The following is a 15,883-nucleotide window of genomic DNA, read 5'->3' as shown; positions in this document are numbered from 1 at the left end:
AAAGTAGGCGAAGCACATGCCCAAATGGCAAGATTTTATTGATTTAAGTCCGGTCGCACCACTTATCACTATTGTGGATGTGCTTCTTGTCTGGTATGTTTTTTATAAACTGATAACGATCATCCGAGGGACAAAGGCAGTCCAACTGTTAAAGGGAATTATCGTTCTGATTATCGCCCGGCTGCTGACGGATGTGTTCGGACTCGATACATTGCGTTGGATGATGGACCAAGTGCTGCCGTACGGGTTCTTGGCGATTATCATCATTTTCCAGCCGGAGCTGAGACGGGCGCTTGAGCAGCTCGGGCGAGGCCGGCTGTTTGCGCGAACGATGACGCAGGAACTGGAAGAGCGAGATCGGCTGATTGAGGCATTTGTGAAATCGGTCAGCTATATGGCCAAACGTCGCATCGGAGCCCTAATTTCCGTTGAAAAGGAAACGGGCTTGAGCGAATATATTGAAACCGGGATTCCGATGAATTCCGATATTACGTCCGAATTGCTCATCAATATTTTCATCCCGAATACTCCCCTTCATGATGGAGCCGTTATCGTTACAAAAAATCGGATTGCGGCAGCCGGCTGTTATCTTCCGCTTTCCGAGAGTCCCTTCATCTCAAAAGAATTGGGGACGCGGCACCGGGCGGCCCTGGGCATCAGTGAAGTGACGGATGCTGTGACGATCATCGTTTCGGAAGAGACCGGAGCTGTCAGCATAACGGCGGATGGGGATATCAACCGGAATCTGGATATGGAGGAATTTGAAGTTCAATTGCGTCGACTCTGGTTTGGTCCGGAATCCAAGCAAGCGGAAACGCCTATCTGGAAATGGAGGAAGAAAAACAATGGATAAACTTATGGATAGCCCTTGGTTTCTCCGTTTCACGGCATTGTTCCTTGCCATTGTGCTGTTTTTCTTTGTCAAAGCAGGGGAAGAGAAGACGGCAGGAAAATCGATCGGCGACACGATGGAGGACATCCGCGATGTCCCGGTCGAAGTGTTTTATGATACAGAGAATTTAGTAGTGACCGGGGTGCCGGAAACGGTAAATATGAGCATTGACGGTCCCGCCAACCTGGTTCAATCAACGAAACTCCGAAAGGACTTCACGCTGCGGCTGGATTTGAGCAACTTGCCGATTGGCCGGCATTCGGTGGAGATCAAGACGGAAAATATCTCGGATAAGTTGCTAGTCCAGCTGGATCCTGCGACAGTTACGGTCGATATCGAAGAGAAAATTACAGAAAGCTTCCGCGTCGATCCCGAACTGAATGATCGGTTGCTGGCGGAAGATTATTATATTGTAGATATGAAAGCCGATCCTTCGGTCATAGAAGTGACGGGTGCGAAAAGTGTCATCGAATCGATTAGTTTTGTGAAAGCGACTGCCACCGCGGATCAGGGCATTTCCAAATCATTCGAACAACAAGCCCGTGTCCGCGTTTTAGATAAAGATTTGAATAAGTTGAATGTCACCATTGTTCCAGAACAAGTGACTGTCAAGGTCGAGGTGGCTCAGTACCAGAAAGAAGTACCGATTGTCCTCCGTACCGCCGGAACGCCACGGGAAGACGTCCAAATCCGTGGACTCTCGACAAATGCGAAAACCATCACATTGACTGGCTCGCGGAAAGCATTGGATCAAATCGATGAATATACTGTGGATGTGGATATATCCAAAGTGGATGGACAAGGGCAGCTCGATGTACCGTTGAAAAAGCCGAAAGGTATATCGAAGATGTCCTTGGATAAATTGAAAGTGAGCGTTGACGCTACTACGACGGACCAGAAGCAGGATCAGGAAGAAGAGAGTGACTCATCCGAGCAAGCGGAGTCTCCGCCGCCTGCTCCTGAACCGGTCGTCACGAAAGAATTTAACAATATCGCGGTAGAGGTAAAAGGGCTGGATGAAAAATTTAAAAGTTCCTATCAGAAACCGCAAAACGGTTCCGTCTCCTTGAGCGTGACCGGAGAAAAAAGTGTCGTCGATCAGATGGCGTCTTCTGATTTCAATGTCTATGTCGATGCCTCCGGAGCAGAGGCGGAAGGGGAGCTGACACTCCCCGTTTCCGTAGATGGCCCCGAACAGGTACAATGGAAGCTTTCTGAAGAAAAGGTGACGATGAAAATCGAACTTGCCTGATATATGTTTTGAAAGGGAGTTAGGAGATGACAAAGTATTTTGGCACGGATGGTGTCCGTGGAGTTGCAAATAAGGAATTGACCCCTGAGCTGGCATTTAAGTTAGGCCGTACGGGAGGTTATGTGCTAACGAAAGAAATCCAGGAGAAAGCGACGGTGCTCGTCGGAAAAGATACACGGATTTCAGGCCAACTGTTGGAAAGTGCTTTGATTGCCGGCTTGTTGTCAACTGGGGTGGAAGTGATGACGCTTGGCGTGATCAGCACACCGGGAGTTGCCTACTTGACCCGGGCGATGAACGCGCAGGCGGGTGTCATGATCTCCGCTTCACATAATCCCTTTGAAGATAACGGAATCAAGTTCTTCGGCTCGGATGGTTTTAAATTGACAGATGAGCAAGAAGAGGAAATCGAACGGCTGTTGAACGAGCCGGAAGACACACTGCCACGTCCGGTCGGAGCAGATGTCGGTACCATTACAGAATATTTTGAGGGTGGCCATAAATACATCCAATACTTGAAGCAGACAGTGGATGAGGAATTTACAGGCATCCATATCGCTTTGGATTGTGCGAACGGCGCGACATCGACTTTGGCGACGCATGTGTTTGCGGATCTGGATGCCGATTTGACGACAATGGGAACTTCTCCTAATGGAGTGAATATTAACGCCGGAGTCGGCTCCACGCATCCGGAAGAACTTTGCAAACTGGTCTTGGAGAAAGGTGCCGATATCGGATTGGCCTTCGACGGTGACGGGGATCGGTTGATTGCGGTAGATGAGCATGGAGAAATTGTGGACGGCGATCAGATCATGTATATCATCGGAAGCCATTTGCACGCAGAAGGGCGCCTCAAGTCGGGCACAGTCGTTTCAACGATCATGAGCAATATGGGCTTTTACAAAGCACTTGCCGACAAAGGAATGACAAGTGTTCAAACAGCGGTGGGTGATCGCTATGTCGTCGAGGAAATGAAAAAAGGAAATTACAATCTTGGCGGGGAGCAGTCCGGGCATATCGTCTTCCTGGATTTCAATACGACAGGCGATGGACTCCTCACTGGCCTTCAGTTGGTCAATATTATGAAACGCACAGGGCGTAAGCTGTCCGAACTGGCTGCCGAAATGCGGGTCTATCCGCAAAAACTCGTTAATGTGCGGGTCACTGATAAAAACGCGGTGACCGAAAATGATAAAGTCGCTGCAACGATTACCGATGTAGAGAAAGAAATGGCCGGCAACGGGCGGGTACTCGTCCGTCCATCCGGAACAGAACCGGTTGTCCGGGTTATGGTCGAAGCGCCGACGGAAGAAGCGTGTACCCAATACGTGGAACAAATTGCAGATGTCGTTCGTCAAGAATTGGGAACAGAATAACAAATGTCTAGGTTGGATTTCGTGTCCAACCTTTTTTCTATGTGTCTTTATTCTTAATTTGTACATTTTAGGAAGTTGGTTTATAATTTGAGTATGTCTATGTATCTAGTGAGTGAGGAGTAGAATTAAGCTGGAGGTTTTTAAATGGGTAAGAATTATCAAGACTTGCTGCGTGAACGAGTTCAGGGAACATTTGCGGAGTGGGAAGAGAAAACAGTCATCACCGAAAAAGAGTTATACAAATTCGTACATACATTAAAAGGCACGTCGGGTACCATCGGATTGGACGCCCTGTCCGCTTTTTGTTCCGCGCAACTTGATATTTTATCTGCCCACAATGAAAGCACAATTCCTGTCCACACGCTCAATAACTTCAAAAACCGGATTTGGCGTGTTATGGAAGGGGAGCAGGATTTGAATGAGTTTCAACTTCCACCCGTGTATTTGAATAGCCTGGATGAAGAGACGGCTGTCTTGATCATTGATGACGATTTGGAATTTGTTTCGTATGTCAAGGAGCCGCTTGAAAAGATGGGGGCGCAAGTGATCATCGCATTGAACGGCAAACGGGGAATCGAGCAATTTTACTCCGTCCGGCCGCAGTATGTGTTGATCGATTTGTATTTGCCGGATATGATGGGTTTTCAAGTGCTCGAACATATATCCGAAACAGCACAAGCCCGCCAGGTGATCACGATCATTACAAGCGTCGACGCTTCCCAGGCCAATCGAGTGTCAGCATATCAGAGCGGGGCAATGGACTTCTTGAAAAAGCCGTTTGATATGGATATTTTCATTCCATATCTGTTGAATCGCGATAAAATGCGCAAAATGATCGGCCAGTCGGTCATCACAGATGGGCTGACGGGTGTCGGAAACCGTCGTCACTTCGATGAGATGATCTCCTACTTTGCGGAGTTGTCGGAACGGTCAGGTGTCGGCTTTTCACTTGTCATGCTGGACCTCGACCACTTCAAAAAAGTGAATGACCAATACGGCCACCCGGCGGGGGATGAAGTGCTAAGGATGTTAGGGGCGATCGCCTTGGAAGAAAAACGGGAGACCGATCACGTCTTCCGATATGGCGGGGAAGAGTTCTCCTTCATTCTACACGGGGCGAACGCGGAAAAAACTACCGTATTTCTCGATCGATTGCGGGAACGGTTCAATGCCGTCGAATTTGTAGAAGGGGACCACCGTTTTTCCGTCACATTCTCTGCCGGGATCGCGACATTCGGGGGCAGTATCGAAACGGCGATCTCCGAAGCTGACCAAGCTCTCTATGAAGCGAAGCGGAGCGGCCGAAATCGGACGGTCGTATACGATGCCACAGTGCGGGCCAAACGGAAACTCCATATTATAGTCATTGACGATGATACATTGATCCGTACGATGCTTTCTGAACAACTCGCTACACTGAAGTTGCCGGGAATTGAAATTGATGTTCAAGCGTATCCGAACGGACCTGCCTTTTTGGATTCGGATTGGTACCGGCCAGAGGAATATTATATTGTTCTGCTGGACGGCATTATGCCGGAGATGGACGGATTGGAAGTGCTCAGCCGATTGAAGCGAGACGTGGATCAGAAGAATGTCCTCGTCTCCATGATGACCGCCCGTACCGGTGAATCGGATATCAAGGCTGCCTTGTGGTTGGGGGCCGATGATTATATTATGAAACCTTTCCAGCCGAAGGGCATCGTGACACGCGTACAAAAGCTGTCAACACGGATTTTATAATAGATGGGGAATGCAGGAGAGGAGTTTGACGGGTCGATGGAAACCAAAAGAATTCTGGTCGTGGATGATGAAGAAATATTGCGGATGCTCATTATGGATACCCTCGAATTTGAAGGGTATGCGGTCGAGGAAGCCGAAGATGGAAAAGAGGGGTTCGAGCGCATTGCAAATGAATCGTATGATTTAATCATCCTGGATTATATGATGCCCCATTTGACGGGGATGGAAGTGCTGGAAAAGATCCAGCCCCTCCAACTTGAAGTGCCGATTATCATGTTGACCGCCAAAGCCCAACAACAGGACCGAGACATGGCCTATCAGTTCGGCGCCAAATATTTCATGCCAAAACCTTTCAGCCCTTCTGAACTCGTTGCTTTGGTGAATGAAATTTTGAATGGATAACTAGTAAAAAGCCCAATTTCTTAGGTTTCATGAGAAATTGGGCTTTGGGTGTTATTTTGGGAAAGCGCCTGATGGGAGATGCCGCACCCATTGCAACTAAATTACTCAGGTAGGTTCAACTGCCAAGATACGCCGAACTGATCATTCAGCCAACCGAATTTTTTGCTGAACCCATAATTATCGATAGGCATGAGTACTGTGCCATTTTGCATCATTTTATTATAAAGACTGTCGATTTCCTCTTCTGTATCACACGTAAGATAGATTGAAAAAGAAGGAGTGAACGTAAACTTATGGTCAACATGACTGTCGATGCACATGAACTCCTGCCCTTTTAACGAGAATACAGCTTGCATCACTGTACCTTCTTTGCCGGGTCCTTCAGCTCCATATCGAGTAATGCTTTTAATTTCTGAATCCTCAATGAGTGATGTGTAGTAATTCATAGCTTCTTCTGCAATACCGCCTTGAAACATTAAAAATGGCATTACGTTTTTCATATGTAACGTCCCTTTCCCTACTAAATTTTATTGTTTCAACCCGTTGTTTAATTCCCAACACCTTGATGTAAAAAAGCATTAACATCTTACGTATTTACGTTTGAAACCAAGTCTCCCTCGATCCATTTCTTTCTGAATACTTTCGTAAGCATTTAGGAAACTGCTTTTTTTCTTGTCTCGTTTGACTTCTACTGTACCGACTTCCTTTGCAGTCTCGACGGCCTTTTCATGGAGCGGCACATATGAAATCCCCACGGTGTACAGAAAATGGTTCATAGAAGATTTTGTTCGTTCCGGCGAGTCATGAATCGTGTTTTTCACGAGATCCAACATGTGGGAAATCTTACTCTCCGTAAATTCATTGTCCTTCCGATTCCCTAATAGCCAGCAGTAGCAACTCCAGCCCGCTGACATCCTCAGTTCATCGCCGCTCGCAATCCATTTATCCGCAACGTTTTGTGCAATGTCTGACTCTGATAAAGTGACTGCTACAACATAATCGGACAGCATATAGAAATAGGCTCTATCTATCCAGCGATCAAAATTCGACGCAGACATAGCTTTCGGGTCTGCAATAATGCCTGCAAAGTACATGGCATCATAGTTGCCTGTTGCATAAAGTTCTTCCGCTAACGGTTGATTTATTTTTATTTTCTTTGCGATTGGTTTCATAGCTCCTGTAGCTACACCAAACAGGGGCTCATGTGCACCGTTGTTGATGTAAGTCTTTTTGATGCGCTCCTTACCAAGCGTTTCCAGTTCCTGCATCACCATTTCGAAATCCATCGTATTCTACGCCCCTCTCTATAATCACCTTAGACCGACTCTTTAAATCGTATTAGATCCAGCTCGCAACATTTCGGTTGAACCTTACCACAATATTATCGAACTTCCCAACGTTTTGCGCCGACCTTGCAACGTATTCCTCGAACTTCACAACGTATCCAGCATCTCACCACATATTTCCCAAACTTCCCAACATCTAAGCGCAACTAAGCAATGAAATACGTTCACCTCGCAACATTTTGCATCCACTTCCCAATGCTGAATGTATCCGCCCAAGTCCAAAACAGGGAACCCATATTGGATTCCCTGTGTCTCTTACTCGGTTGCCGCAGCCTCGTCCGGATAGAGAATCAGGCCATCGCGCTTTTGCAGGGCTTGTGCGATGGTGTTGGATAATTCTTGGAGCGGATACGGTTTAGTCATGTAATGGTCGACGTGGAACCGGTTGACAAGATCCTTCTGTTCCTCCAAGGCAGAAGAGATGACGATCGGGATATGCCGAGTGGCTTCTTCTTCTTTCAACCGCTGAACGAGGTCCCAGCCTGTCTGTTTCTCGCCAAGAAGCAAGTCGACGACAATACAATCGGGCTGTTCTTCCTTAGCATAGGTGAAAGCTGGATTTACTTTGGATTGGTGGATGACCGAGTAGCCCTTCATCTTCAACTCTTCCCCGAGCAACAGGGCGATGCTGGAGTCATCTTCCACAATCATCACCGACGGGCTATTGGCTGACAGAAGCTCTGTTTTGGCCAATGCCTTCAATGGTAATGAAAAGAATACCGTCGTGCCGATATTTTCTTCGGATTCGATCCAGATCTTCCCTCCATGCTGTTCCACAATTTCCCGGCAAATGGCCAGTCCCAGGCCCGTTCCGCCGATTTTGCGGCTATAGCTATTATCGAAGCGTTGAAACTTCTCGAACATTTTCCCGATTTGATTAGCCGGAATCCCGATTCCTTCATCCTCGATGGAAACGACGGCCCGGTCCTCCTCGGTTGTAATGGTAATGCGAACTTTTCCTCCGTCCGGCGAAAATTTCAAAGCATTGCTCAACAAATTGGTGAACACTTGGACTAATTTGTCATGGTCTGCCGTGATGACCGGCTGAATGGCTTTGTCGACAATCATGATGGAATGGTTGTCGTCCACTTGGATCATGTCCATCACTTCTTTCGCCACTTCGGAAAGATTCATTTCATCCATTTGATAGGATTGGCGGCCCGATTCCATCCGTTGCAGATCCAGGAAATCGTTAATGAGGCTCGTCAGCCGTTTTGCTTCTTTGTGGATTGTTTCCAAATAGCGCTTCTGCCGTTTGCCGTCCATCTCTTTCGATAGTAAAAGCTCCGTGAAACCGAGCACGCTGGAAAGAGGGGTCCGCAATTCATGGCTCACTGTGGAAACAAGTTCTGTCTTCATCCGGTCGATTTCGTATTCTTGGGTAATGTCACGGTGTACAAAAATTGTGCCAATCCGTTCCTGATCGATGATAACGGGCACGCTGTACACATTCATCACTTTCAAGTCGTCTCCTGAAATTCTATAAGACGTTTGGGAGACATGGTCCGAATCAAGGGCTGCTTTGAAAAACAACTTTAAGTCGCCATTGTCCCTTGCCTTGTCCAACACATGGTCGAGCCATTTTTCCGGGTCGATCCCTTGTGTCTCCGATTCTTTTGGAAACTCGAATAAGCGGAAGAGGGATCGGTTGTAGATATCCTGTACGCCGTCCTTTGAAACGAATCGGATTCCTTCGTTAATGTTATCCAAAATTGTCTGACTCAACATCCGCTCCCGGTTGACTTTTTCATATTGTTCCACCCGGTCGATCGCCAGCACAACCCGTTTGAGCAGCCCGTATATATCAAGCGTATCTTCCTCCGAGAACGGCCGCCCGATCCGCGAGAAAGCTACGGTCACGTCGAGTTGTGTTGAATGTTCCTTAATTCCGGCAAAGTAGTCATAGACATACGTCCGGCCAGTGGAAATGCCTTTTTCGTAATTCGCTTCTCGCTTCATCACAAAATAAGGCTCCTTGCCTAATCGTAGCTGAATATATTCGAACTGCTCCTGCTTGAAACTTTCGAAGCGTTCATCCGACAGTCCCTTCAAGCTGCACTCTCCGCTTTGCGGCAACCAGACAGCACCCAGATCGAGGTTATACAATTCATCAAAGTATTGGAGTACGATACCCAAAATCTCTTGTTTGTCCAACGAAAATGACAATTGGTGATTCAGCCCATTATAGCGCTCCAATCGAATTTTAGTGTGCCGTGCCGAAGACAGCGCCGATTCCATGCGGGTTTGCTTATCCATCAGTTCTTCCTGTTGGGAAAGGAGTTCTTCGTTTTGGGCAGTCAACTCGTCTTCCTTCGTTTGGATCGTATGGATCATCCGGGCGAAGGAATCGGAAAGCGCACCAATTTCATCTGTCCGTGCTATTGGATTGAATTGGAAGTCCAGCCCATCCTGATACCGATCAGCCGCCCACTTCATCTGTTCGATCGGACGGATGATGTCAATGATGACCCGTCGGATGATCCAGAGGATGGCGAGCAATAGCGCCGTCCCGCCGAGCAAGATGTAGAGATAGAACAGATTCAATTGCTTCGTCAGTTTTCCAAACATGCTGAGAAGTCCGTCGTTTAGGTTTCCCTTGTATTTTTCCGAGTAGTCAATAAATTTATTGACGGTATCATTCGTGCCGCCAATGGAAAGTTTCCGCAATCCTTCATAATCATTTGCTTGGACAAGGGAAATGCCGTAAGGAAGGGTGACTTCCTCATAGCGGGTGAGGAACCCCTCAATTTCGTCAATTAATTTCCGTTCTTCTTCATTTAATTGGCCAGCCCGTAAGTGATCGATTGCTTGACGGATGTTTTTCATTTCCGCATAGGCTGCGTCCAATTCGGCATCGATTTGGAAGGCGTAATATCCTCGCGCCCGCAAGAAAAGGCCGTTGACGGAACGGGACAGATCCTCCATAGCCATTGCTTTTTCATAGGTGGTTTGCCGTTCCGCGGCCAAGTTTTCCCACTTATGATGGAGGAATAAATAAGTCCCGAAGATAATGGGTGCCAAAATGATCAGCAAGACCAACGTTGAGCGTTGATATTTTCTCCGCAACCCGCCTTTACTCATAAAAAGTCCTCATTTCTTTTTGAAATTCCTTCTAGTTGTCTACTATTCTACCATGAGGACATAAAAAAAGTTATCCGCTTCTTGTGGGGCGGATAACTTTCTATGGATGATTCAACCGAACCGGCCGTTGATATAATCATCGGTCCGTTCGTCGGTAGGTGTGCTGAAGAGGGTGGTGGTACGGTCGCATTCGACGATTTCCCCATTCAGGAAGAATGCGGTTCGGTCGGAGATGCGGGCCGCTTGCTGCATATTATGAGTCACGATGGCAACTGTGACATCGTTCTTAATTGAATTGATCAATTCTTCAACTTTATGGGTTGAGACAGGGTCAAGGGCGGATGTCGGTTCATCCATCAGGATCACTTCAGGATCAATCGCGAGACAGCGAGCAATGCAGAGCCGTTGCTGTTGGCCGCCGGAAAGGCTGTATGCACTCTTATGGAGACGGTCCTTCACTTCGTCCCACAGAGCCGCTTTCCGTAAACTGTCTTCGACAATGGAATCCAGCACGGATTTGTTACGGATGCCATGGATTTTCGGACCGAACGCCACATTTTCATAGATCGATTTCGGAAAGGGATTCGGTTTTTGGAAGACCATTCCGACTTTCGAACGCAACTCTTCGACGGGCATCGCCTTGCCGAGAATATTATTGCCCATCAAGGTGATATTTCCCGAAATCGTCACATCCGACGCGTTCTCGACCATTCGGTTCAACGTTTTCAAATAAGTGGATTTTCCGCAGCCGGAAGGCCCGATAATGGCGGTCACTTCTTTTTCGTTGATGGTTAAATCGATATTTTTTAATGCATGGGACGTGCCGTACCAGACGTTCAGGCCATTTGTTTCATAGACAGGCTTCTGCCAGTTGGTGTTTTTCACCACGCGAAGCTGTTTCTCTTCTTGTCTGTCTCTCAATAAAGTCATCGGGAGGTTCCTCCTATCGGTTTTGAAGCTTTTTTTCTGATCTGTTTCGGAAATAAATTGCAACTGCATTCATAGAGACGAGAATGACGAGCAACACGATGATTCCGGCAGAAGCGGCGTCGGCAAATTCAGGCTGCGGTCGCTTAGCCCAATCGTAAATTTGCATTGGCAAGGCAGTGAACGTGCTCAGTGGCCCGGTCGGTAGAAAGTGGACGATGACCGGAATGCCAAGGACGATAAGCGGTGCCGTTTCCCCGATGGCGCGCGAGAACGATAAGATGCTGCCTGTCAAGATTGAGCCAATAGCAGATGGGAGAACGACGTGCACAATCGTCTGCCATTTCGTTGCGCCCATTCCGTATGACGCTTCCCGCAGGGCGTCTGGAACAGAGCGGATCGCTTCTTGCGAGGCAACGATGATGATTGGCAAGATTAACAGACTCATCGTCAATCCGGCAGCGAGTATGCTGTTGCTGAGCGAGAACGCACGGACGAAAACCGTCAGTCCGAGCAATCCAAAGACGACGGATGGGACGCCGGCGAGATTGCTGATATTCATCTCAATAAAGGCGGTCCATCTGTTTTTCGGCGCATATTCTTCGAGATAGATGGCGGAACAGAGACCTAGGAACAGGGAAACCGGAATGACGACCGCCATAAGGGCCAAGGTACCGACGAGCGCCGCTTTGATACCGGCTTGCTCAGGGAAGCGAGATCCGAAATTCGAGAAGAACGAAAGGTTCAACCGTCCGACGCCATCTGCTGCGATTCCGTAAAAGAGGAAGGCGATGATGGCGAGTAAAAGGACAGCCGCCGCGCTGAACAGCCACTTCACAGCAGAATCTTTGGCGAGCCGCCGGTTGGTCTTCGATGGAAGAACACGTACCATATCAATACTCCTCCCTGAATTTGGTCTTGATGAACAAAGCGATCCGATTCATAGCGAACGTGAAAAGGAACAAGGTGAAGCCGACCGCATAAATGGAATAGTAGATTGTTGTGCCATAGCCGGCATCCCCCGTGGCCACTTGGACGATATAAGAAGTCATCGTCTGGATGGAACCGGTCAAGTCCAGATTGAATGCGGGTGTCGAGCCGGCGGCGAGCGAGACGATCATCGTTTCCCCGATGGCGCGGGATGCTGCCAAGATGATAGAGGCGGCGATTCCCGAAATAGCGGCCGGAAAGACGACTTTGACGGCCGTCTCGAATTTGGTGGCACCAAGTCCATACGCACCTTCGCGGAAGGAGGCGGGCACAGCGGACAGCGCATCTTCCGACAGCGAGACGATCATCGGCAGGATCATAATGCCGACGACGATTCCTGCACTTAGCGCGTTAAACAGTTTCAAGGCGGGAATGAAAGACTGTAACCAAGGTGTGACGAATGTCAGGGCGAAGAAACCATAGACGATCGTCGGGATTCCCGCAAGCAATTCAATGACAGGCTTGATAAATTTCTTGATGGTTGGCGAGGCGTATTCACTTAGGAACAAGGCGCAAGCCAAACCGGCCGGAACGCTGACGAGCAAGGCCACGACAGCGATTTTCAGCGTGCCGACAACGAGCGGCAAGACACCGAATGCTGGTGCTGCATTGGAAAAGGGTGCCCATTCGGTGCCGAACAGGAAATCCGCCACTTTCACTTGGCCGAAAAACGTGAAGGTCTCTTTCAATAAGGTAAACACAATGCCGAACGTCGCCAGGATCGTGACGCACGTGACCGCCAGCAAGAGATGCGGCACGAGTTTCCCGAACGTCTCCCTCTTTTTCGCGGCGGCAATGAGGTCACGGGTCCTGGTCTTCTCAACCGGTTGAATCGCAGTCAACACGAGCACTCCTTTAGGGTGGAATTTTTTAAAATGGCATAGGCCATGGATGTTTCGTAGTTGGTCTTGAATGTTGGGTGGTTCTTTGTAAACGTTTCGAGGTAGGACTCGAACGTTGCAAGGTTCTTCTGAAATGTTTTGGAGTAAGCTTCAAACGTTATGAGGTTTCCAAAACGTTTCGAAGTTAGTTTCGAATGTTATAAAGTTTTTTGTAAACGTTTCGAGGTAGAAATCGAATGTTGCAAGGTTCTTCTAAAATGTTTTGAACTTGGCTTTAAACGTTGTTAGGTTCCTGAAACGTTTCGAAGTTGGTCTCGAATGTTGTGAAGTATCTTGAAAACGTTTCGAGGTAGGACTCGAACGTTGCAAGGTTCTTCTGAAACGTTTTGAACTTAGCTTCAAACATCATTAGGAACCTGCCCCCGAATAAAGAAAGCTGCTCGATGAATCAGGAGCAGCCTGGGGTGGGGCTGTTTAGTTTACAGCGTCCAATGCGTCACGTGTCTTTTTATATTCTTCTTCCGGCAGTTGGACGTAGCCGACTGCTTTGGCCATATCAGCTGAGTTGTCGATGACAAACTCCATGAAGTTACGTACTTCTTTTTTATTTTTGACAGCATCATTATTCACGTAGACGAAAAGCGGGCGGGAGAATGGTGTGTATTCACCGGATTCGATTGTTTCCGAGTTCGGTTCCACCCCGTCGATCAGAACGGCTTTCAATGAATCTTTATTTGCTTCATAGTACGCGTAGCCAAAGAATCCGATTGCGTTGACATCGCCTTTGATTCCTGTCACAAGGACATTGTCATCTTCAGAAAGTGTTGCGGCTTTGACGAGGTCGCCATCTTCTAGGACGACTTCATTGAAATAGTCGTAGGTTCCAGAATCTGTACCCGGTGCGTAGAATACAATTTCTTCATCCGGCCAGCTTGGGTCAATGTCTGACCACTTTTTGGTTGTGCCATCTTCGACCCAGATGTTTTTCAGGTCTTCCACTGTCAAGGAGTCGATCCAGTTGTTCTCTTTATTCACAACGACGGTCAGGCCGTCATACGCGATTGGCAATTCCGAATAATCAATTCCAGCTGCTTCTAACTTTTCTTTTTCCTCATCTTTGATGGGACGGGAGGCATTGGAGAAGTCCGTCTCGCCTGCGATGAATTTTTCAAATCCGCCGCCAGTTCCCGATACGCCGACTGAAACCAATACGTCTTTTTCCACTTGGGCGTATTCTTCCACGATTGCTTCCATGATCGGTGCGACTGTCGACGATCCGTCACCCGCGACTTTTCCGCTCAGTGCATTCCCTTCTGACGTTTGGGCGGCTGTGTTTCCGTCCCCTCCGTTACAGGCAGCCAAAAATAGCGAGCAGGCTAGTCCGAGCGATGCAAGTACTGTCGTCTTCTTCATCTGTTGTAATCCCCCTCAACTCATTTTCATTACACTTCAAATCGTAAGGGACAAATATTGAGGGGGTATGAATAAGATGTAAAGGTTATGTAAATAAAAAACCTTGCTGATGCCTCAGCAAGGTCCAATCGTTCATTCAAAAATATAATGCAGTGCTTTAATAGCCTGGTCGACATTTTCCAACGTGGCATGCGCTTTGCGGGAGATTTCTTTCAGCGCGTGGTGATGGGCCTCTGGGCGGATGAGGATCAAAGGCTTCCCGAGTGCGACGGCCGTGCTTGCGTCCATAGCTGTGTTCCATTGCTTATACTTCTCGCCGAAGAGCGCAATGACAAGGTCGGCTTTTTTCATCAACAGCTCGGTCCGTAAATTATTGAAGCTGGAGGCCGCTGCATCTTTGAAGATGGCATTCGGCTGCTTGCCCAATATTTCCTCTCCGATGTTATCGGAACGGTCATGATCTTCCATCGGCCCGACAAAGTCGATCGGCAAATTCAAAGCGGCGCTCTTCTGTTTCACTTCTTCGCGCCACGACGAATGGATCTCTCCGGCCAAATATACAGTCAGTCTCATTTTATCATTCCTCCATTACTTGATACTCCAAGTATAGCATTCATTATCAGAAAATTGCCCCCGCTGCATTGACGGTTTACACTTAAAGGAGGAAGGTTAAGGATGAGAACCTTATGCCTTTTATATACGATGTATCCAGCGAAATAATATTTAAAGGAGGCAGTCCAATGACGAATTCGTGGCATGATCGATTTTCAGCGGACGAGTATGTATATGGAAAAGAGCCGAATCATTTTGTGATGGAAGCTGCACCGGTGTTGACGGGAGGCAAAGTGTTGTGCATCGCGGAAGGGGAAGGGCGCAATGCGGTCTATTTGGCCTCGCGCGGCTTGGATGTAACCGCCTGGGATTTTGCGCCCGCCGGATTGGAGAAGACCCAGCGGTTAGCGGGGGAGAAAGGTGTCCAGGTGCATACCGAACTTCATGATTTAGCGGAGGTGGATTGGCAGGCCGAAGAGTGGGATGCCATTGTCCATGTTTTCGGCCATGTCCCGCCGGCTGTGCTAGAACGGACCCTGACGGGAATCAAGAAAGCGTTGAAACCGGGCGGGGTCTATATCAGTGAATTATATACGAAGGAGCAGCTGACATATGGCACGGGCGGACCGCGCGACGAGTTGCTGCTCATCGATCCGATTCAACTGCTGCAAGCGTTCGATGGATATTTCATCAAGCATTTCCACGTCGGTGAAGTGCATCGGGAAGAGGGCAAGCTCCATACCGGTACGGCTCATGTAGTGCAAAGCATTTTCAGGAAGAGAGAGGGGACCTTGTAATGAATGGACGCAATCGAGCAGATGTGAAGCCGGGTTTGAGAGTCGCTGTCATCTTGAAAAAAGACCAGCGGACCGGTGTGAAGACGGAAGGCGTTGTGAAAGATTTATTGACCAACTCCAGCTTCCACCCGCATGGCATTAAAGTGAGGTTGCAGGACGGCCAGGTTGGGCGCGTCTGTGATATTTTGGAGTGATTCAAAATCAGGTCAATAGGGATGGAGGAGAACAAGCCATCTGAAATAGGGGCTACATAGGAGGTTTGTTTGCAACCCT

General features: G+C 48.2%; 15 protein-coding genes. 7 read left to right on the top strand and 8 right to left on the bottom strand.

Annotated elements, in window-relative coordinates; genetic code table 11:
* Positions 1–16 precede the first annotated feature (16 nt).
* From cdaA to MKY41_RS16335, 5 genes are all read left to right on the top strand, one after another.
* The gene (cdaA, locus tag MKY41_RS16355) at positions 17–853 is read left to right on the top strand and encodes a diadenylate cyclase CdaA (protein ID WP_041071890.1); all 837 of its coding nucleotides are present in this window, start codon (positions 17–19) and stop codon (positions 851–853) included.
* Entirely contained in the window at positions 846–2,144 is a 1,299-nt protein-coding gene (locus tag MKY41_RS16350; protein ID WP_340746108.1) for a CdaR family protein, read from the top strand. The genes cdaA and MKY41_RS16350 overlap by 8 nt, the downstream gene beginning before the upstream one ends.
* A gap of 26 nt (positions 2,145–2,170) precedes the next feature.
* A complete protein-coding gene (gene glmM, locus MKY41_RS16345) occupies positions 2,171–3,520 on the top strand; it encodes a phosphoglucosamine mutase (RefSeq protein WP_340746107.1) in 1,350 nt (449 codons plus the stop codon).
* Positions 3,521–3,664: 144 nt separating this feature from the next.
* The gene (locus MKY41_RS16340; protein WP_340746106.1) at positions 3,665–5,260 is read left to right on the top strand and encodes a diguanylate cyclase; all 1,596 of its coding nucleotides are present in this window, start codon (positions 3,665–3,667) and stop codon (positions 5,258–5,260) included.
* A gap of 36 nt (positions 5,261–5,296) precedes the next feature.
* A complete protein-coding gene (locus MKY41_RS16335) occupies positions 5,297–5,662 on the top strand; it encodes a response regulator transcription factor (RefSeq protein WP_340746105.1) in 366 nt (121 codons plus the stop codon).
* A 101-nt stretch (positions 5,663–5,763) separates the two neighbouring features.
* On the opposite strand, the gene MKY41_RS16330 is transcribed toward MKY41_RS16335, so the two are convergent.
* The 8 genes from MKY41_RS16330 to MKY41_RS16295 form a co-directional block, all read right to left on the bottom strand.
* Complete coding sequence (locus MKY41_RS16330; protein WP_340746104.1) at positions 5,764–6,162, bottom strand: VOC family protein; 399 nt, start codon at positions 6,160–6,162, stop codon at positions 5,764–5,766.
* Between the two features lie 78 nt (positions 6,163–6,240).
* Positions 6,241–6,948, bottom strand: coding sequence for a DNA alkylation repair protein (locus MKY41_RS16325; RefSeq protein ID WP_340746103.1), 708 nt, complete (start codon positions 6,946–6,948; stop codon positions 6,241–6,243).
* A 315-nt stretch (positions 6,949–7,263) separates the two neighbouring features.
* A complete protein-coding gene (locus tag MKY41_RS16320; RefSeq protein ID WP_340746102.1) occupies positions 7,264–10,089 on the bottom strand; it encodes a hybrid sensor histidine kinase/response regulator in 2,826 nt (941 codons plus the stop codon).
* A 111-nt stretch (positions 10,090–10,200) separates the two neighbouring features.
* Positions 10,201–11,019 (bottom strand): phosphate ABC transporter ATP-binding protein PstB, encoded by an 819-nt coding sequence (gene pstB / locus MKY41_RS16315; protein ID WP_041071879.1) that lies wholly within the window; start codon positions 11,017–11,019, stop codon positions 10,201–10,203.
* 13 nt (positions 11,020–11,032) lie between these two features.
* Complete coding sequence (gene pstA / locus MKY41_RS16310) at positions 11,033–11,908, bottom strand: phosphate ABC transporter permease PstA (protein ID WP_340746101.1); 876 nt, start codon at positions 11,906–11,908, stop codon at positions 11,033–11,035.
* Position 11,909: 1 nt separating this feature from the next.
* Positions 11,910–12,848, bottom strand: coding sequence for a phosphate ABC transporter permease subunit PstC (pstC, locus tag MKY41_RS16305; protein WP_340746100.1), 939 nt, complete (start codon positions 12,846–12,848; stop codon positions 11,910–11,912).
* A gap of 474 nt (positions 12,849–13,322) precedes the next feature.
* Complete coding sequence (locus tag MKY41_RS16300) at positions 13,323–14,261, bottom strand: PstS family phosphate ABC transporter substrate-binding protein (protein WP_340746099.1); 939 nt, start codon at positions 14,259–14,261, stop codon at positions 13,323–13,325.
* 132 nt (positions 14,262–14,393) lie between these two features.
* On the bottom strand, positions 14,394–14,834 hold the full coding sequence (locus tag MKY41_RS16295) for a YtoQ family protein (RefSeq protein ID WP_340746098.1): 441 nt from the start codon (positions 14,832–14,834) through the stop codon (positions 14,394–14,396).
* A gap of 167 nt (positions 14,835–15,001) precedes the next feature.
* Here MKY41_RS16295 and MKY41_RS16290 point away from each other — a divergent pair, with 167 nt between their 5' ends.
* Both MKY41_RS16290 and MKY41_RS16285 read left to right on the top strand, forming a co-directional pair.
* A complete protein-coding gene (locus tag MKY41_RS16290; protein WP_340746097.1) occupies positions 15,002–15,610 on the top strand; it encodes a class I SAM-dependent methyltransferase in 609 nt (202 codons plus the stop codon).
* Complete coding sequence (locus tag MKY41_RS16285; RefSeq protein WP_340746096.1) at positions 15,610–15,804, top strand: YwbE family protein; 195 nt, start codon at positions 15,610–15,612, stop codon at positions 15,802–15,804. Before MKY41_RS16290 ends, MKY41_RS16285 begins: the two co-directional genes overlap by 1 nt.
* Positions 15,805–15,883 lie beyond the last annotated feature (79 nt).

This window comes from Sporosarcina sp. FSL W7-1349 (assembly GCF_038003045.1).
In the GTDB taxonomy this organism is placed as follows: Bacteria; Bacillota; Bacilli; order Bacillales_A; family Planococcaceae; genus Sporosarcina.
The sequence above is the reverse complement of the archived record's forward strand: the minus strand, read 5'-3'. Positions and strand labels throughout refer to the sequence as shown.